At 59.9% G+C, this 17,596-nt stretch carries 15 protein-coding genes; 8 read left to right on the top strand and 7 right to left on the bottom strand.

Annotation, left to right across the window (positions count from 1 at the left end):
• Positions 1 to 114 precede the first annotated feature (114 nt).
• Complete coding sequence (locus PspR76_RS10845; protein ID WP_159955173.1) at positions 115 to 1,077, bottom strand: zinc-binding dehydrogenase; 963 nt, start codon at positions 1,075 to 1,077, stop codon at positions 115 to 117.
• 138 nt (positions 1,078 to 1,215) lie between these two features.
• Between PspR76_RS10845 and PspR76_RS10840 the strand changes: the two genes are divergently transcribed.
• Positions 1,216 to 3,294: a carboxy terminal-processing peptidase gene (locus PspR76_RS10840; protein WP_174245612.1), complete on the top strand. Its 2,079-nt coding sequence runs from the start codon at positions 1,216 to 1,218 to the stop codon at positions 3,292 to 3,294.
• Positions 3,295 to 3,412: 118 nt separating this feature from the next.
• The gene (locus tag PspR76_RS10835; RefSeq protein WP_159955171.1) at positions 3,413 to 5,179 is read left to right on the top strand and encodes a bifunctional diguanylate cyclase/phosphodiesterase; all 1,767 of its coding nucleotides are present in this window, start codon (positions 3,413 to 3,415) and stop codon (positions 5,177 to 5,179) included.
• Here the strand turns inward: PspR76_RS10835 and PspR76_RS10830 are convergent.
• From PspR76_RS10830 to PspR76_RS10815, 4 genes are all read right to left on the bottom strand, one after another.
• Positions 5,176 to 5,547: a hypothetical protein gene (locus tag PspR76_RS10830; protein WP_005786715.1), complete on the bottom strand. Its 372-nt coding sequence runs from the start codon at positions 5,545 to 5,547 to the stop codon at positions 5,176 to 5,178. The genes PspR76_RS10835 and PspR76_RS10830 overlap by 4 nt on opposite strands.
• Entirely contained in the window at positions 5,544 to 5,882 is a 339-nt protein-coding gene (locus PspR76_RS10825) for a helix-turn-helix domain-containing protein (protein ID WP_159955170.1), read from the bottom strand. The genes PspR76_RS10830 and PspR76_RS10825 overlap by 4 nt, the downstream gene beginning before the upstream one ends.
• 96 nt (positions 5,883 to 5,978) lie before the next feature.
• A complete protein-coding gene (locus PspR76_RS10820) occupies positions 5,979 to 6,434 on the bottom strand; it encodes a YkvA family protein (RefSeq protein ID WP_017136376.1) in 456 nt (151 codons plus the stop codon).
• A gap of 435 nt (positions 6,435 to 6,869) precedes the next feature.
• The gene (locus PspR76_RS10815) at positions 6,870 to 7,601 is read right to left on the bottom strand and encodes an FKBP-type peptidyl-prolyl cis-trans isomerase (RefSeq protein ID WP_159955169.1); all 732 of its coding nucleotides are present in this window, start codon (positions 7,599 to 7,601) and stop codon (positions 6,870 to 6,872) included.
• A gap of 247 nt (positions 7,602 to 7,848) precedes the next feature.
• Here PspR76_RS10815 and PspR76_RS10810 point away from each other — a divergent pair, with 247 nt between their 5' ends.
• Positions 7,849 to 9,660, top strand: coding sequence for a di-heme-cytochrome C peroxidase (locus PspR76_RS10810; protein WP_159955168.1), 1,812 nt, complete (start codon positions 7,849 to 7,851; stop codon positions 9,658 to 9,660).
• A gap of 29 nt (positions 9,661 to 9,689) precedes the next feature.
• Positions 9,690 to 10,820, top strand: coding sequence for a catalase family protein (locus PspR76_RS10805; RefSeq protein WP_442966804.1), 1,131 nt, complete (start codon positions 9,690 to 9,692; stop codon positions 10,818 to 10,820).
• A 135-nt stretch (positions 10,821 to 10,955) separates the two neighbouring features.
• Here the strand turns inward: PspR76_RS10805 and PspR76_RS31420 are convergent, their stop codons facing one another.
• Entirely contained in the window at positions 10,956 to 11,315 is a 360-nt protein-coding gene (locus PspR76_RS31420) for a M10 family metallopeptidase C-terminal domain-containing protein (protein WP_159955166.1), read from the bottom strand.
• On the bottom strand, positions 11,275 to 12,204 hold the full coding sequence (locus PspR76_RS31415) for a M10 family metallopeptidase C-terminal domain-containing protein (protein ID WP_159955165.1): 930 nt from the start codon (positions 12,202 to 12,204) through the stop codon (positions 11,275 to 11,277). The genes PspR76_RS31420 and PspR76_RS31415 overlap by 41 nt, the downstream gene beginning before the upstream one ends.
• A 658-nt stretch (positions 12,205 to 12,862) precedes the next feature.
• On the opposite strand from PspR76_RS31415, the gene kdpF reads away from it, so the two are divergent.
• The 4 genes from kdpF to kdpB all read left to right on the top strand — a co-directional run bounded on the left by kdpF (position 12,863) and on the right by kdpB (position 17,578).
• Complete coding sequence (kdpF, locus tag PspR76_RS31635) at positions 12,863 to 13,024, top strand: K(+)-transporting ATPase subunit F (RefSeq protein ID WP_442966803.1); 162 nt, start codon at positions 12,863 to 12,865, stop codon at positions 13,022 to 13,024.
• 107 nt (positions 13,025 to 13,131) lie between these two features.
• On the top strand, positions 13,132 to 14,838 hold the full coding sequence (gene kdpA / locus PspR76_RS10785; RefSeq protein WP_159955164.1) for a potassium-transporting ATPase subunit KdpA: 1,707 nt from the start codon (positions 13,132 to 13,134) through the stop codon (positions 14,836 to 14,838).
• A gap of 10 nt (positions 14,839 to 14,848) precedes the next feature.
• Positions 14,849 to 15,496 (top strand): K(+)-transporting ATPase subunit C, encoded by a 648-nt coding sequence (gene kdpC / locus PspR76_RS10780; protein ID WP_159955163.1) that lies wholly within the window; start codon positions 14,849 to 14,851, stop codon positions 15,494 to 15,496.
• A gap of 12 nt (positions 15,497 to 15,508) precedes the next feature.
• Positions 15,509 to 17,578 (top strand): potassium-transporting ATPase subunit KdpB, encoded by a 2,070-nt coding sequence (gene kdpB, locus PspR76_RS10775; RefSeq protein WP_159955162.1) that lies wholly within the window; start codon positions 15,509 to 15,511, stop codon positions 17,576 to 17,578.
• Positions 17,579 to 17,596: the final 18 nt, after the last annotated feature.

Below are 17,596 nucleotides of genomic sequence, written 5' to 3'. Positions count from 1 at the left end.
GAGCTGGCTTGCCTGCGATAGCGCCATATCAGATGAAATATTCTTCACTGAGACACCGCTATCGCAGGCAAGCCAGCTCCCACATTTTGATCTCATTGCAGTTTGAGACAGGTGTCAGACCAAACTGTCGTCAATCACCAACACCAATTTCCCGGAAATCTGATTGCTCGCCAACTCGGCAAACGCCGCTTCGGCATCCTTGATCGGGAAGGTCTTGGCCAGTTGCGGGCTCAAGCGGCCCTCTGCAAACAACGGCCACACATGCTGGCTTAGATCACTGAACAGGTCCGCCTTGAACTGATCGCTGCGGCTGCGCAGGGTCGAGCCAAGCAATTGAATGCGCTTGCCCAGCACTTGCGCCAGGTCGAGCTGTGCGTCACGCCCGCCCATCAAGCCGATCAACACCCAGCGACCGTCCAGGGCCAGCAGCTTGAGGTCCATCGCCGCATAGTCGCCGCCGACCGGGTCGAGGATCACATCAAACGGCCCGAAATCGCGCAGCCCTTCAATGCCGTCGGTGCGTACTACGCCGCCCTGGGCGCCGAGTTCTTCGCAGTAGGCCAGGCGCTGCGCCGAGCCGACGCTGACCCAGCACGGGCTGCCAAACGCCTTGCACAGCTGGATCGCCGCCGAGCCCACGCCACTGGCACCGGCATGCAGCAATACTTTTTCACCGGGTTTGAGGCCCGCCAACTGGAACAGATTCAGCCACGCTGTGCTGTACACCTCCGGCAGCGCCGCCGCTTCCGTCAGCGACAGGCCTTCCGGCACCGGCAACACGTGGCGCGCATCCACCACCACTTCTTCAGCCATGCCGCCACCGGCCAGCAGCGCGCAGACGCGGTCGCCGACCTGCCAGGACGACCCCGGCCCGACCTCGCTGATCACCCCGGAACACTCAAGACCCAGCACTTGGCTGGCGCCCGGCGGGGGCGGATAGAGCCCCGCGCGCTGTAATAAATCGGCGCGATTGAGGCCCGCAGCCGCTACACGAATGCGAACTTGGCCTACATCGCAGGTAGGACTGGGTTCTGTCAGCCACTCCACATGACCTTCAACGCCTTGCAATGCTTTCACAGTGCCTCCATAGTGAGTCTGGACTGAGCCCGTAGCTGTAGCGCCGGGCTTTTTGCATTATGCGACCGGATCATATGGAACCGGCTCCCTCAAAGACGGCCTAATATGCGTTATCAATTGCCCCCGCGTCGAATCAGCATGAAGCATCTGTTCCCCAGCACCGCCCTCGCTCTTTTCATTGGTCTCGGCTTCGCGTCGATGTCGACCAATACGTTCGCAGCCAACAGCTGGGACAACCTTCAGCCTGATCGCGATGAGGTGATTGCAAGCCTTAACGTCGTCGAGTTGCTCAAGCGTCATCACTACAGCAAGCCGCCGCTGGACGACGCTCGCTCGGTGATCATCTACGACAGCTACCTCAAGCTCCTGGATCCGTCGCGCAGCTACTTCCTGGCCAGCGATATCGCTGAGTTCGACAAGTGGAAGACCCAGTTCGACGACTTCCTCAAGAGCGGCGACCTGCAGCCCGGCTTCACCATCTACAAGCGTTACCTGGACCGCGTCAAAGCGCGTCTGGACTTCGCCTTGGGTGAGTTGGACAAGGGCGTCGACAAGCTCGACTTCACTCAGAAGGAAACCCTTCTGGTGGACCGCAAGGACGCGCCCTGGCTGACCAGCACCGCCGCGCTTGACGACCTGTGGCGCAAACGCGTCAAGGACGAAGTGCTGCGCTTGAAGATCGCCGGCAAAGAGCCGAAGGCCATTCAAGAGCTGTTGACCAAGCGCTACAAGAATCAGCTGGCACGCCTGGACCAGACCCGTGCCGAAGATATCTTCCAGGCCTACATCAACACCTTCGCGATGTCCTACGACCCGCACACCAATTATCTGTCGCCAGATAACGCGGAAAACTTTGATATCAACATGAGTCTGTCGCTGGAAGGCATCGGTGCCGTCCTGCAAAGCGACAACGACCAGGTCAAGATCGTGCGTCTGGTGCCGGCAGGTCCTGCCGACAAAACCAAGCAGGTCGCCCCGGCCGACAAGATCATCGGCGTGGCCCAGGCCGACAAAGAGATGGTCGACGTGGTCGGCTGGCGCCTCGACGAAGTGGTCAAGCTGATCCGTGGGCCGAAAGGCAGCGTGGTGCGCCTGGAAGTGATTCCGCACACCAACGCACCGAACGACCAGACCAGCAAAATCGTTTCGATTACTCGCGAAGCGGTGAAGCTCGAAGACCAGGCCGTGCAGAAGAAAGTCCTCAACCTCAAGCAGGATGGCAAGGACTACAAGCTGGGCGTGATTGAAATCCCGGCCTTCTACCTCGACTTCAAAGCCTTCCGAGCTGGCGATCCGGACTACAAGTCCACCACCCGCGACGTGAAGAAAATCCTGACTGAGCTGCAGAAGGAGAAAGTCGACGGCGTGGTCATCGACCTGCGCAACAACGGCGGCGGTTCCCTGCAGGAAGCCACCGAGTTGACCAGCCTGTTTATCGACAAAGGCCCGACCGTGCTGGTACGCAACGCTGACGGCCGTGTCGATGTGCTCGAAGACGAAAACCCAGGTGCCTTCTACAAAGGGCCGATGGCGTTGCTGGTCAACCGTCTCTCGGCCTCGGCTTCGGAGATTTTCGCCGGCGCCATGCAGGATTACCACCGCGCGTTGATCATCGGTGGCCAGACCTTCGGCAAAGGCACCGTGCAGACCATCCAGCCGCTGAACCATGGCGAGCTGAAACTGACACTGGCCAAGTTCTACCGGGTTTCCGGGCAGAGCACCCAGCATCAGGGCGTACTGCCGGATATCGACTTCCCGTCGATCATCGACACCAAGGAAATCGGCGAGAGCGCCCTGCCGGAAGCCATGCCGTGGGACACCATCCGTCCTGCGATCAAGCCGGCGTCGGACCCGTTCAAACCGTTCCTGACGCAGCTGAAGGCTGACCATGACGCTCGCTCCGCCAAGGATGCCGAGTTCGTGTTCATCCGCGACAAACTGGCCCTGGCCAAGAAGTTGATGGAAGAAAAAACCGTCAGCCTCAACGAAGCGGATCGCCGTGCGCAGCACACCAGCATCGAGAATCAGCAGCTTGTGCTGGAGAACGCCCGCCGCAAGGCCAAAGGCGAAGACCCGCTCAAAGAGCTGAAGAAAGAAGATGAAGATGCGCTGCCGGAGCCGGAAAAAACCAAGCCGGAAGACGACGCCTACCTGTCTGAGACCGGTCGGATCCTGCTGGACTACCTGAAAATCAGCAAGCAGGTAGCCAAGCAGTAAATGATGGCAATTTAATGTGAACGCTCCTCGGAGTGTCATCATATAGACATCATTCTGTCGTGAAATGAAGGACCGCAGGCGTTGAGCCTGCGGTCCTTTTTTTTCGATCGAGATCGCCATGACCATGACCGAACAGCTGAATGCATTGGGCTCTATCCTGGCTCAAGGCAGTTTGCACAGCCTGTTCCAACCGATCATTTGCCTCTCTGAACGGCGCATTCTTGGCTACGAAGCCCTCAGCCGCGGCCCGTCCAACAGCCCGCTGCACTCCCCCGTCGCCCTGTTCGCGGTCGCCAGCCAGGCCGGGCGCCTCAGCGAATTGGAAATGGCCTGCCGCGAAAGCGCCTGTCGGCGTTTCAGTGAACAGAAACTGCCGGGCAAACTGTTCCTGAACATCTCGCCGGAATCCCTGATGGAGACCGCGCATCAACCGGGGCGCACCCTGCAACTGCTGCGCGACTTCGGCATCCCGCCCAGCCAGGTGGTGATCGAACTCACCGAGCAGACCCCCACCGACGATTTCGACCTGCTGCAAACCGCCTTGCATCATTACCGCGACATGGGCTTCGCCATCGCCCTGGACGACTTGGGCGCCGGCTATTCCAGCCTGCGCCTGTGGTCGGAACTGCGCCCGGACTACGTGAAGATCGACCGACACTTTATCGACGGCATCCATCAAGATGCGCTCAAGCGCGAATTCGTCGGCTCCATCCTGCAAATCGCCAAGGCATCACGCGCCCAGGTGATTGCCGAGGGCATTGAGCTGGCGGAAGAACTGGCGGTGTTGACGGAGATGGGTGTCGACCTGGTCCAGGGCTATCTGCTTTGCCGTCCGCAGGAACAACCGCCCCAGGAAGCACGGCTGATGCTGCCCAAGCCGGACAACGCCAACCTCGCCCTCAGCGAAGAAGGCAGCGACCTCAGCGCGCTGCTCAACGAACAACCGGCGGTGCACCAGGACACCGCCACCGCCCAGGTGCTGGAGTCGTTCCGCCGCCAGGCCAACCTCAATTCGTTGGCGGTGCTCGACGGGCGTGGCCACCCGGTCGGCATCGTGCACCGGCATTCGTTGTCGGACGCGCTGCTCAAGCCGTTCGCCACCGACCTGTTCGCGCGCAAGCCGATCAGCCGCTTGATGAGTGATGACTTTTTGGCCGTGGAGCTGAGTCAATCCCTGCAGCAAGTCAGCCGCCTGCTGACCAGCCGTGCGCGGCAACGCATTGAGGAAGACTTCATCATCACGCTCAATGGCGACTACCTGGGCCTGGGCCGGGTGATCGACGTGCTCAAGCTGATCACCGAGCTGAAAATCCAGCAGGCGCGTTATGCCAACCCGCTGACGTTGCTGCCGGGCAACGTGCCGATCCAGCAATGCCTGACACGGCTATTGCAGCAACAAAGAGAATCAGTGATTTGCTACGTGGATATCGACAGCTTCAAGCCGTTCAACGACATCTACGGCTACGGGCGCGGGGATGAGGTGTTGCTGTGCCTGGCGCAGTGCCTGAACGACCGGGTCGACCCGAGCCGCGACTTTGTCGGGCATATCGGCGGCGATGATTTTTTGCTGGTGCTGGGCCCGCAGGATTGGCGCAAGCGGCTCAACCAGCTGCTGGATGATTTCCACACCCAATGCCGACGCTTCTACCGCGCTGAACACCTCGACGCTGGTTGTTTCGTGGCGCTGAACCGCCAGGGTGTGCGCCAAGAGTTTGCCTTGCTGTCACTGTCGATCGGCGTGGTGCATTTATATCCACAGGCCTGTGCACAACTGGATGCCAGCCAGTTGGCGGAGCTCGCCTCGCAGGCCAAGCACCACGCCAAGGACGTGGCCGGCTACAGCATTCATGTGATCGACAGCCTGGAACTGCTGGCCCAGGCTTAGGCCTCGGCAGACTCCGGGTACTCGTATTCGAACACCCGCACCACTTCCGATGCATGCCAGGACGCGGCGGCGACGCCATCGGAAGGCCCGCTGAACCGCCCCAGGCGCTCCACGCATTCAAAGAAACCGGTACGCGGCAGGCGACTTGCGCCCTGGCTGATCACCAGCGAACTGCGCAATGGCTGCTCGGCTTTGGCGTCGAGTGCGGCCAGGTGCTCAAGGGCGGCGGCCAGGGTTTGCATGGCCGGCGTGGGGAATTGCAGGCGCTCCAGCAGCGCGCGATACGTCAGCAGATGGCGCTGGCGGCGCGCCTGGTCCAGTTCGTTGAGTAGCCCATCCCAGTGTTGACGGCTGATACGTAGGCTCAAGATTCATCCCTCCAACCTGCAACGCCCAATTCCCAGGCCAGGCTGCGGCGAATGGCGGCATCCGGCTGGCGTTCACCACTTTCGATCAATCCGAGATACGAGGGGCTGATGCCCACTGTGCGGGCCAGCGTTTCTATGGCCAGGCCCTTGGCTTCACGCAGGCCACTGAGGTCCGCGAGCGGGCGCAATGCCTGATCGGGAGTGACCTGAGCAGTAGAAGATGGCGTTGGCGCTGGTTGTTGCTGACCGGCTGCTTTTAGTAGCGCCTGGTACTGGTCCCATGGCAACACCGCGTACTCGGGTTCGCCATCGCGTGAAATTATCTGAATATCCATGACTGCCCCGTAGGATAACAACACTCACTAAGTAAGCTCTTTCCTTAGGAGTGTAATCCTAACAGCCACAAAGGTCGCAGGGGGATATAAGCGTCGTCAGTTTTTTTGCGGGTTTTCCTGGGCCAGCAGCGCAGGCGTCGCAGGCAAGCGCTCAACCACCGCGAGCTTCTCCGGGCGCTGGGCGTCGCGCCAGGCGCGAAAAGCGCTCAGTTCGCCATCCAGGGTCTTCATGACCCATGCCAGCACGGCAATGTCGTCGAGCATGCCGAATACCGGAATAAAGTCCGGGATCGCGTCAATTGGGCTCAGGAAGTACATCAGCCCTGCCACCACCGAAATCAGCGCCTTGGGGCTGATTGCCCGGTACTCACCGCGCCAGTAGGCCAGGCACAGGGCCTGGAGCAGTTTGAGGTCATCCTTGAGTTTGCCCAGGCGGTTGCCCTGGCTTGAGCCTTTGGCGGCGACCGCAAATAGCAGGGTCGGCAGACGCCCACGACCGAGCAGGCGCGCGGCCATCGGCAGGAATCGGGTGAAATTGAAGGGTGGTTTCATGGGTCACTCCAGTTCCAGGCGACATAAAAGGTTATCCACACAAATTGTGGATAACCTTGTGAACAGAGCCTGTTTTATCGGCTGAAAGCCACGGACTACAAGGCCTACACTCAGATCGGGCGTTTTTTGCGCACATAAAAAAACCCAAGATTTCATTGACTTGGCGCTGATGTGCGGCTACCCGTGCTCGAGTCTTATATCAGACTGTTTCAGGTTGCAGGGGTTCGTTTGGATTTGTGCGACCTTGAAGGGCCCCCCTTCACTGTGGGAGCTGGCTTGCCTGCGATGCGGGCACCTCGGTGGTTCAGTTCAACCGAGGTGCCCGCATCGCAGGCAAGCCAGCTCCCACACGAGCCAAGCTCCACAGCTGATTTATGCTGGCGTCAGATACGACAACGCCCCGTCTAAACGGGGCGTTGTCTGTTCAGTTGCCGATTACTTCTTGGCAGCTGGAGCAGCAGGTGCGTCAGCCTTGGCTGGGTCCTTGATCGCCAGCAGTTCCAGGTCGAATACCAGCACGGAGTTGGCTGGAATCGCCGGGCTCGGGCTCTGAGCGCCGTAGGCCAGGTCGGACGGGATGTACAACTCGACCTTCTCGCCAACGTGCATCAGTTGCAGGCCTTCGACCCAACCTGGGATCACGCCGCTGACCGGCAGGTCAATCGGGCTACCGCGATCCACGGAGCTGTCAAAGGTAGTGCCGTTGGTGAGCTTGCCGGTGTAGTGAACAGTCACCACGTCGGTCGGCTTGGGCTGGGCGCCGTCGGCCTTCTTCACGATCTTGTATTGCAGACCGGAAGCAGTCGTCACTACGCCGTCTTTCTTGGCGTTTTCTTCGAGGAATTTCTTGCCGGCGGCTGCCGCCTCTTCACTCATTTTGGTCATGCGTTCTTCTGCACGCTTCTGCAGTGCGGCAAACGCTTCGACCAGTTCGTCGTCTTTCAGCTTCTGTTCTTTCTTGCCGACGGCATCTTCGATGCCTTGGGCTACCGCTTTGGAGTCCAGGTCATCCATGCCTTCCTGGGCAAGACTTTTGCCCATGTTCAGGCCGATACCGTAGGAAGCTTTCTGCGCCGGGGTTTTCAGCTCTACGCTGGTCTGCGAATCACAACCCGCAAGTACCAGGCTAACCAGGGCCACCGCCGCCGCCAACCGATGCTGTTTCATGCTATTTCCTTGTTCGTGCGCCAAAAGGGCATTCGAGTAAAGTCGCGAGCTTATCAGGCGGCCACGACCAATGGCTACCGGCATGTGAGCAGGAAACTTCTGATAAGTTCACGTGTTTAAAAGCATTTTCATTCATGATGGGGGCCCGCGAAGGATCGCGGGACCGCCTGTAACCAGGATCATGGCCACTTGCCGCACCTATGGCGTAGTGGCATAACAACGCGACAACTCGACAAGGATAGTTATCTTGCGCACTTTTTCCCGTGTTTTGCTTCTGATATTGCTCGCACTCGGCCTGCTGCTGGCCGTCGTGCTCTATTACACCATCAACCCCAAGCTGCCGGACTACGTGCCCGTGGAGCAGGTCCACTATCAGGACCAATGGAGTGCCGCCGACCGCCAGACCTTCTACTTCACGCCCCAGGGCACCCAGGTCAAAGGCCTGCATTACGACTGGTTCACCGCTCTGGAATTGCCGTTTTCAGACCAGCGTTTCGCCACGCCCGAGTACTTGGCGCGCTTTGGCTTCCTGGTCGATCCCAAGCAGGTTCCTACCGCGCAAAACCCTGGCAACCTGCCGGTGGGTTTCGCCCGGCACCAGAACGCCGGCAGCCAGGTTGAATACCTGGACATCACCTGCGCCGCCTGCCACACCGGCGAGCTGCACTTCAAAGGCCAGGCCCTGCGCATCGACGGCGGTTCGGCCCAGCACGTGCTGCCCTCCAGCGTGCCCACATTGCGCGGCGGCAGTTTCGGCCAGGCGCTGGTGGCCAGCCTTGCCGCCACCTATTACACCCCGTGGAAGTTCGACCGTTTCGCCCGCAAGGTGCTCGGCCACGACTATGACGATCATAACAAGCAGCAACTGCGTCAGGACTTCAAACAATCCCTGAACCAGTTCCTCAAGGTCGCCTGGAACGACACCCATCGCGGCCTCTACCCCACCGAAGAAGGCCCGGGCCGCACCGACGCGTTCGGCCGTATCGCCAACGCCAGCTTTGGCGATGCCATCTCGCCGGACAACTACCGTGTCGCCAATGCGCCGGTGGACTACCCGCAGCTGTGGGATATCTGGACCTTCGACTGGGTGCAATGGAACGGTTCGGCCCAGCAACCCATGGCGCGCAATATCGGTGAAGCCCTCGGTGTCGGCGCGACGCTGGATTTCTTCGACAGTGCCGGCCAGCCACTTCAAGGCGCTGCCCGCTATCCCTCCAGCGTGCGCGTGCGCGACCTCAACCTGATCGAAGAAACCCTGCAACGCCTCAAGCCGCCCACCTGGCCGCAAGACCTGTTCGGCGCCGTCGACAAACCCCTCGCCGCCCAAGGCCGCGCGCTGTTTGCCGAGAACTGCGCCGGCTGCCATGTGCCCGCCGTCAGCCAGGTCAATGGCCGCCCGGTGCAACAACTGAAAATGCTGCCTGTGGAGTACATCGGCACCGACCCCGGCACCGCCAGCAACATCGCCGACCAGCGCTACGACCTCAGCGCCCTGCAATGGGACCCGGCAGAACTGGCCAAGCTCAACGTCGAGCTGCACCCCACGCCGACCGCAGCGCTGGACCTGCACAAAATGTCCGTGGCCCAAGGCCTGGCCTACGTCACCGCCTTTGTCGAAGACCACGCCTATCGCACCGCTGGCGTGACTCCAGCCGAGCGGCCGAGCCTGGACGGGTTCGGCCTGCCCATCGGCGTGCGCGAGCTGCGTGCCTACAAGGCGCGCCCCCTGGCCGGCGTATGGGCCACGCCACCGTTCCTGCATAACGGCTCGGTGCCGACGATCTACCAACTGCTCTCGCCCCAGGATGAGCGCAGCACTACCTTCTATAAAGGCACGTTCGCCTACGACCCGCGCCACCTGGGCTTTGAGACCGGCGCATTCAAGAACGCCTTCCTGTTCGACACCTCAATCACCGGCAACCACAACAGCGGCCATGAATTCCGTGACGGCAAGCGTGGCAATGGCGTGATCGGCCGTGGCCTGCTGCCGCAGGAACGCTGGGCGCTGCTGGAATACCTCAAAGTGCTGGGCGGCCCGCTGGAGCAACAATTGCCATGATTATCCGATCGCAATACAAGGACCGTTCCATGCTCGCTCGTCTGTGGCTGCGCCTCGGCGCGTTTCTGGGTAAGACCCTGTTGTGGCTGGTGGGCCTGGGGCTGCTGGGCTGGCTGATCGCTACCGCCTGGTTCGCTTGGCAACACAGCGGCCCGGTGTCACCGAACGAGCAAATCCCGCCCGGTGAAGCGGCCATGAGCCAGGGCATCATCCAGACGGCGGTGCGCATCGTCGACCAGCACCGCGAAGGCACGCGCTACCTGCGTGATGCCCATGCCAAGGCCCACGGCTGCGTGAAGGCCGAAGTCAGCGTAATGGCGGACCTCGACCCGGCATTGCGCCAAGGCGTATTCGCCGAGCCGGGCAAGACCTGGCAAGCGCTGGTGCGCCTGTCCAACGGCAACGCTTATCCGCAATTCGACAGCATCCGCGATGCGCGAGGCATGGCCCTCAAACTGCTGGACGTACCGGGCAAACAGCTGATGGCGGACCAGCAGGCACGCACGGAACAAGACTTCGTAATGTTCAGCCATCCGAACTTTTTTGTCAGCGATGTGGCGGAATATGCGCAGAACATCGGTGCCCAGGCCGATGGCAAGAAAGTCCTCGCGTTCTTTCCCAAGGCAGACCCGCGCAGTTGGCAGGTGCGGCACTTGTTTATCGCCCTGGCGACCCTGGCACCCGCCCCGGCCAGCCCGACGCAGACTACATACTTTTCGGTTTCGCCTTACAAGTTCGGCGCGGCGAATGCCAAGTTCCGTGTGACGCCCGACCCGCAAAGCTGCCCGGAATATGTGTTGCCCAAGCAGAACCAGGACCTGCCGAATTTTCTGCGCAGCGCGTTGAACCAGCAACTGTCGACTGATCGCGTGCCGGCGTGTTTTGTGTTGCAGATTCAGCGGCAGAACCCGCAGAAGTTCATGCCGATTGAAGACACCAGCATTGAATGGAAGGAAAGTGATGCGCCGTATGAAACCGTGGCCAAGGTGCGGATCCCTGCGCAGGATTTCGATACACCGGCGTTGAATCTGGCCTGTGATAACCAGTCGTTTAACCCCTGGTTCGGGTTGGAGGCACATCGGCCGATTGGGGGGATCAATCGGTTGCGCAAGGCGGTGTATGAGGCGGTGAGCGACTATCGGCATAGTCGAAACTTATAATCGGGATGAAGCAGTTTAGGGTCCGACGTGGAAGAGCCCACCTTTCTACAGAAGGGTAGGCCGTTCGCTCACTCAAAAAACATTGCAATACCCTGATCGGGTCAAGGTCAGGGTATTGCAGGATTCATATAAACCTTAAATACCTATGGCATTTAAGATGAGGTCGCTCCTTTGGGCGCCATCAGCACGTAGCAAAAAGTCTGGGGCTTTATCAGGAACCGGCCCACTTTTATCAGCGCCCGACCATCCCTTCACCCAGGTGGACCCGTCTGCGTTTGTTTCGACTTCAAAGCGCATGTAAGGTGGGTAAGTCCAAAGATGACTCACATCCAGCTTATCCACCCCCGTTTTAAACCCAATTATTTTATCCTGGCGTGCTGGACTGCCATCCGACTCTTGCTCATAAACGACGGTATTTGCGCCTGTACCCAAGGTGATAGTATTCGCCCCAGCGTTAGGATAGATCCCGTTTTTTACCCGATCCTGTTTTAACATCTTCAACCACCGTCCCGGAAGTAATAGACACATTACCTGTATAGCCCCTTACACTGGAATGTGCTCCCGGCTTCAGATTGATATCTTGATCATGAGTATCTTCACTCGCGTCGATGATCTCATGGCCACTGACTCCACTCGAAATAGAAAACGTCGCGCCATACCCATCAGCACCTAAATTATGCAACTCAAATGTCTGCTCTTTAATATTCGTGTTTGTATAGAGACTCTCCAACTTTTCCTTGTCTTTTACTTGCGCTCTGGCGACAGAGTGCCCCTTAAAATCCTGGCCCGTTTCGATTTCTGGCCGAGGGCTGAGTGCACTGTAACCCTGGGAATCATGCGTACCGCCCTCTTCCACTGGCGTGGGAGGGGTTACACCCATGGCGTATAGCACCGTTCGAGTCAGCGTGTTACCGCCTTTATTAAAGTCGTCGGGAGTTGAAATCGTTGGGTTCTGCGCTTCGTTCCCGTTAAAGTAAACCTCGACAGGCTTACTTGAATCCGTTGGCGTGTAGCTCACCACATCACTATTTTGTGTTGTGCTTTGCTGAAAGGACCCGATTTTGATTTTCCCATCAGGGCTGTCTATTGAACCCTGCCTGTGAAACTTCACATTTACATCATTAGTCATGAGGCCCATCTGAAACCACAGTCCTCTCTGCTGCGCCTCATTATGTGCGTTGAAGCCTGTCAGACCTGAACCGGAAAAATGCTCACCTTCTTCGTCACCGAAATCGACTTCAATATCAATTTTCCCATCATTGTCTTTATCTTGCCAGCGCGCAGAGTTCTGGGCGGAAAGGACATCATTACCCTGCGACGTGACCGGATTTGAAGCAGGAATGGAACTAGCAATAACGCTATTAGAGGACGCATTAACATTCACATCAATCACCTTCAGCCATTGATCACAACCGATAAGATAACAACACACCCAGACTATGCACCCCAAAACAGAAACACAAGACAGCCAACATTTAGCAGATATTTCTCACTCCCTATCAAATAGAAAACCACAACAAAAATAGCCAACAGCCAATATCAAATAGGCAAAATCCTATATCACCCAGTTCGCGCCTTTATTTGATCGTTGCGTTTGAACCCACGGTCCTGGCCAACAACCCCATTGCCTGCCGGGTGATACCGCCCAATCACGCCAAACCTTCATCGCGGAGCCCCTTATCCGTAAAGAATCCGTATAAATCCGGGGTTCCCCATAACGATTACGTCGCCCCTATTGAGCCACTCCCCCTACACACTTTACCGTCACTTCCTACCCCCAACACCCGTAGGAATTCATCGTGGAAAGTTCAACTTTAGGCATGGTCGTCCTGTCAATGATTGCGCTCTTCGGCACCGCCGCGTTTTGCTTCGAGCACCTTGCCACCCGCGGCGAAAAGAAAAAGAAAGCCAAATAAGCTGATCACCGAAATCAGCAGAACCCCAGTTTTTCAAGGGATACCCCGGCAGCGGGCTGTCCCTTGTTTTCGTTCGCCCAGCAAAATCTCATCTATATACCGTCTTAATACCGCGGCCCGTAATCAGTGCCCAAGCTTGATACCCGAACACATAACCTCCCCGGCTTATTCCAAAAGGGGAGTTACACCGTGCTCACACTGACCTTCATCTATGTTGCCAGCGGCGTATGTGCCGTGGGGCTGTTCGCTTACTTGGGCTACGCCCTCATTCGCGCCGAAAAGTTCTAGGGAGTTCGCCATGTACGACGTGATGTTTATGGGCCTCTCCCTGGTGTTTTTCAGTGCGACTGCCATGGCCATTGTCGCCATGGGCAAGATTTGAACGGAGCCACGACATGTTAAGCACTCTGCTGGAATTCGCGCTGGTCCTGGGGTTGATGACCGCGCTCGCCGTGCTGATGGGCAAGTGGCTGACCCGGGTCTTTACCGGGAACCGCCACGCCCTGCCGGAACGCTGCACGTATCGCCTGCTGGGCATCGACCCGCTGGAGACCATGGGCTGGGCCCGCTACGGTTCGGCCTTGTTGCTGTCGAACGCGGCGATGATGCTGCTCGGCTATATCGTCCTGCGCCTGCAGGCGGTGATGCCGATCAACCCGCTGGGGCTGGACGCGCAAACCCCGGACCTGGCGTTCAACACCGCCGCGTCCTTTATTACCAACACCAACTGGCAGGCGTACTCGGGTGAAACCAGCCTGTCGAACTTCAGCCAGATGGCGGTCATCACCTTTCTGATGTTTGTCGGCGCCACCTCCGGCGTGGTCGCGGCGGCGGGTTTCATTCGCGGTTTGAGCCGCTCAAGCGCGGCGGATATCGGCAACTTCTGGGTCGACTTCACCCGCACCCTTTACCGGGTGATGCTGCCCCTCTGCGTCGGCATGGCGTTGGTGTATGTGTGGCAAGGCATGCCGCAAACCTTCGCTTCCCAAGCCCTGGCGACGACGCTTGAGGGCGCGCAGCAACAGTTGATCGTTGGCGCAGTCGCCAGCTTTGAGTCGATCAAGCATATCGGCACCAACGGCGGCGGCTTTTTCAGCATGAACGCCGCCCACCCGTTCGAAAACCCGACGCCGCTGACCAACATCCTGCACATCCTCAGCATGTTGCTGATCCCGTCGGCGCTGACCTACACCTTTGGCAGCATGCTGCTGCAACGCCGCCAAGGCTGGGTGTTCTTCGGTACGTTTCTGGTGATGTTCATCGGTTTCCTCGCGCTGGTGTATGGCGCCGAGCAAACCGGCAACCCGCTGCTGACCCAGGCCGGCGCCAACCAGACGCTGTCGATTGAGCAAAGCGGCGGCAATATGGAAGGCAAGGAACTGCGCTTCGGCATCGCCGACAGCAGCTTGTTTATCGCCACCACCACCGCTGCCACTACCGGCTCGGTGAATGCCATGCACGACTCGCTGACACCCATGGGCGGCTTCGTGCCCCTGGCGCAGATGATGCTCAACTGCGTGTTCGGCGGTGACGGCGTTGGCTTTATCAACCTGATTCAGTACGCGCTGCTCACGGTGTTTCTGGTGGGCATGATGATCGGCCGCAGCCCGGAATTTCTCGGCAAGAAGATCGAAGCCCGGGAGATGAAACTGGTGATGCTCTCGGTGCTCGCGCACCCCATCAGCATCCTCGGTTTCACCGCCCTCGCCGCCCTCTGGCCGGGCACTCTGGCCAGCCTCAACAACCTCGGCCCCCACGGTTTCAGCGAGGTGCTGTACGCCTACACCTCGGGCACCGCCAACAACGGTTCGGCGTTTGCCGGGCTGAATGCCAACACGCCGTTTTTCAATACCACCATCGGCCTGGCGATGTTGATCGGACGCTTCTTCACCATGCTGCCGATGCTGGCCGTAGCCGGTTCCCTGGCGATGAAAAAAACCGTTCCGGCCGGCGCCGGCACCATCCCCACCGCGACGCCGCTGTTCATGCTGCTGGTGGTGTTCGTGGTGCTGGTGGTCGGTGGCTTGACCTTCCTGCCGGCGCTCGCGCTCGGCCCGCTGGTGGAGCAACTGCAGTTGCTGTCCGGCCAGACGTACAACTAAGGACCTGTTGATGACGACTCAATCGATATTCAAAGGGCTGCTGCGCCCAGTGCTGGTGTCAGCGGTGTTTTTTATGCTGCTGACCGGGCTGGCGTACCCCGCGTTCACCACCGTGGCCGCGCAACTGTTATTCCCGTATCAGGCCAGTGGCTCGCTGATTGAACGCGACGGACTGGTGATCGGCTCGGCGTTGATCGGCCAGAACTTCGCCAAACCCGAGTACTTCCAGGGCCGCCCAAGCATGACCCTCGGCGCCGACCCGCAAGACCCGAGCAAGAGCATTTCGCAGCCGTACAACGCCGGTTCCAGCGGCGCCAGCAACCTCGGCCCGACCAGCCAGAAACTGCTGGACCAGGTCGCCGCACGTGCCAAGGCCTATCGCCAGGACAACGGCCTGGCCACCGACGCCCCGGTGCCGGTCGACGCGGTCACCGCCTCCGCCTCGGGACTGGACCCACACATCTCGGTGGCCAACGCCCGGCTGCAATTGGCGCGGGTCGCACGCTTGCGCCACATCCCTGAAACCGACCTGCTGCAACTGCTCAACGACCACACCGCCGCACGCACCCTCGGCCTGCTCGGCGAGCCACGGGTGAATGTGCTGCAACTCAACTTGGCGCTGGATGCGCGTCAGCCCTCTATTGCGGTCAGTGAGTAAGAGATTGCCCTCATGAAGAATGCTCGTTTACCCCTGTTTGACCAACGCATCGTGCTGACTGCCGGCATCGACGCGCTGAAGAAACTGCTGCCCCAGGCCCAATGGAAAAACCCGGTGATGTTCGTGGTGTACCTGGGCAGCATCCTCACCACGCTGCTGTGGTTCCAATCCCTGGGCGGCAAGGGTGAAGCGCCCAGTGGTTTTATCCTCAGCATCACCTTGTGGCTGTGGTTCACCGTGCTGTTCGCCAACTTCGCCGAAGCCCTGGCCGAAGGTCGCAGCCGCGCCCAGGCCGCGAGCCTGCGCGGGATGAAACGCCAGACCCTGGCCAAGTTGCTGCAGCAGCCGCGCCACGGCGCGGCCTGGCTGCCATTGGAAGCCAGCCTGCTGCGCAAAGACAGCGTGGTGTTGATCGAAGCCGGTGACCTGGTGCCGCTGGACGGCGTGGTGATTGAAGGCGTGGCCTCGGTGGATGAAAGCGCGATCACCGGCGAGTCGGCCCCGGTGATTCGCGAGGCCGGTGGCGACTTTTCCTCGGTCACCGGTGGCACGCGGGTGCTGTCGGATTGGCTGGTGGTGCGCATCAGCGTCAACCCTGGCGAATCATTTCTGGACCGCATGATCTCGATGGTCGAATCGGCCAAGCGCCAGAAGACGCCCAACGAAGTCGCCCTGACGATTCTGCTGGTGGGCCTGACCCTGTTGTTCCTGCTGGTGATCGCCACGCTGAGCCCCTACTCGATCTTCGCCGTGGCCATGAGCGGCAGCGGCAGCGTGATCAGCGCCACGGTGCTGGTGGCGTTGCTGGTGTGCCTGATCCCCACCACCATCGGCGGCCTGCTCTCGGCCATCGGCGTGGCGGGCATGAGCCGGATGATGTCGGCGAATGTCATCGCCACCTCGGGCCGTGCGGTCGAGGCGGCGGGTGATGTCGACGTGTTGCTGCTGGACAAGACCGGCACCATCACCTTGGGCAACCGCCAGGCCAGCAGCTTTTTACCGGCACCCGGCGTGAAGGAAGCCGAGCTGGCCGACGCCGCGCAACTCGCGTCCCTGGCCGACGAAACCCCGGAAGGCCGCAGCATCGTGGTACTGGCCAAGCAGAAATTCGACATCCGCGCACGGGACATCAACGCCCTGGGCGCCAGCTTTGTGCACTTCACCGCGCAAACCCGCATGAGCGGCGTCGACCTGCCCGAAGGCCGGGCGATTCGCAAGGGCGCGGCGGATGCGATTCGCAGCCACATCGAAGCCTTGGGTGGGAGTTTTCCGGCGGCGTTGCAGGCCAAAGTCGATGAAGTGTCACGACGCGGCAGCACGCCGTTGGTGGTCAGCGACGGCGCCAAGGCGCTGGGCGTGGTCGAGCTCAAGGACGTGGTCAAGGGCGGCATCAAGGAGCGCTTCGCCGAACTGCGGCGCATGGGCATCAAGACCGTGATGATCACCGGCGACAACCGCCTCACCGCGGCCGCGATTGCGGTGGAAGCCGGCGTGGATGACTTCCTCGCCGAGGCCCGCCCGGAAGACAAGCTGCAACTGATCCGCGACTACCAGGCCCAGGGCAAGCTGGTGGCGATGACCGGCGACGGCACCAACGACGCACCGGCGCTGGCCCAGGCCGACGTGGCGGTGGCGATGAACAGCGGCACCCAGGCGGCGAAAGAGGCCGGCAACATGGTCGACCTCGATAGCAACCCGACCAAGCTGATCGAAGTGGTCGAGGTCGGCAAACAGATGCTGATGACCCGTGGCGCCCTCACCACCTTCAGCGTGGCGAATGACGTGGCGAAGTACTTCGCAATCATCCCGGCGGCGTTTGTCGCCACCTACCCGCAGCTCGGCGCGTTGAACGTGATGCACCTGAGCAGCCCCAACTCGGCGATTCTCAGCGCGGTGATTTTTAACGCGCTGATCATTGTCGCGTTGATTCCACTGGCGTTGCGCGGCGTGACGTACCGCGCCATCGGCGCGGCGGCGTTGCTCAATCGCAACCTGTTGATCTATGGCCTGGGCGGTGTGTTGGTGCCGTTTGCCGGGATCAAGCTGATCGACATGCTGCTGAGTGGGTTGGGTCTCGTGTAGCGACAAAATCCAATGTGG

The organism is Pseudomonas sp. R76 (genome assembly GCF_009834565.1).
Lineage (GTDB): Bacteria > Pseudomonadota > Gammaproteobacteria > Pseudomonadales > Pseudomonadaceae > Aquipseudomonas.
The sequence above is the reverse complement of the archived record's forward strand: the minus strand, read 5'-3'. Positions and strand labels throughout refer to the sequence as shown.

Excerpts from the sequence above, each read along its gene's own strand:
- PspR76_RS10805 (WP_442966804.1), top strand. The coding sequence starts at position 9,690 with ATGCTCGCTCGTCTGTGGCTGCGCCTCGGCGCGTTTCTGGGTAAGACC.
- kdpB (WP_159955162.1), top strand. The coding sequence starts at position 15,509 with ATGAAGAATGCTCGTTTACCCCTGTTTGACCAACGCATCGTGCTGACT.
- PspR76_RS10825 (WP_159955170.1), bottom strand. The coding sequence starts at position 5,882 with ATGGATATTCAGATAATTTCACGCGATGGCGAACCCGAGTACGCGGTG.
- PspR76_RS10815 (WP_159955169.1), bottom strand. The coding sequence starts at position 7,601 with ATGAAACAGCATCGGTTGGCGGCGGCGGTGGCCCTGGTTAGCCTGGTA.
- kdpC (WP_159955163.1), top strand. The coding sequence starts at position 14,849 with ATGACGACTCAATCGATATTCAAAGGGCTGCTGCGCCCAGTGCTGGTG.
- PspR76_RS31420 (WP_159955166.1), bottom strand. The coding sequence starts at position 11,315 with ATGTTAAAACAGGATCGGGTAAAAAACGGGATCTATCCTAACGCTGGG.
- PspR76_RS10840 (WP_174245612.1), top strand. The coding sequence starts at position 1,216 with ATGAAGCATCTGTTCCCCAGCACCGCCCTCGCTCTTTTCATTGGTCTC.
- PspR76_RS10835 (WP_159955171.1), top strand. The coding sequence starts at position 3,413 with ATGACCATGACCGAACAGCTGAATGCATTGGGCTCTATCCTGGCTCAA.
- kdpA (WP_159955164.1), top strand. The coding sequence starts at position 13,132 with ATGTTAAGCACTCTGCTGGAATTCGCGCTGGTCCTGGGGTTGATGACC.
- PspR76_RS10820 (WP_017136376.1), bottom strand. The coding sequence starts at position 6,434 with ATGAAACCACCCTTCAATTTCACCCGATTCCTGCCGATGGCCGCGCGC.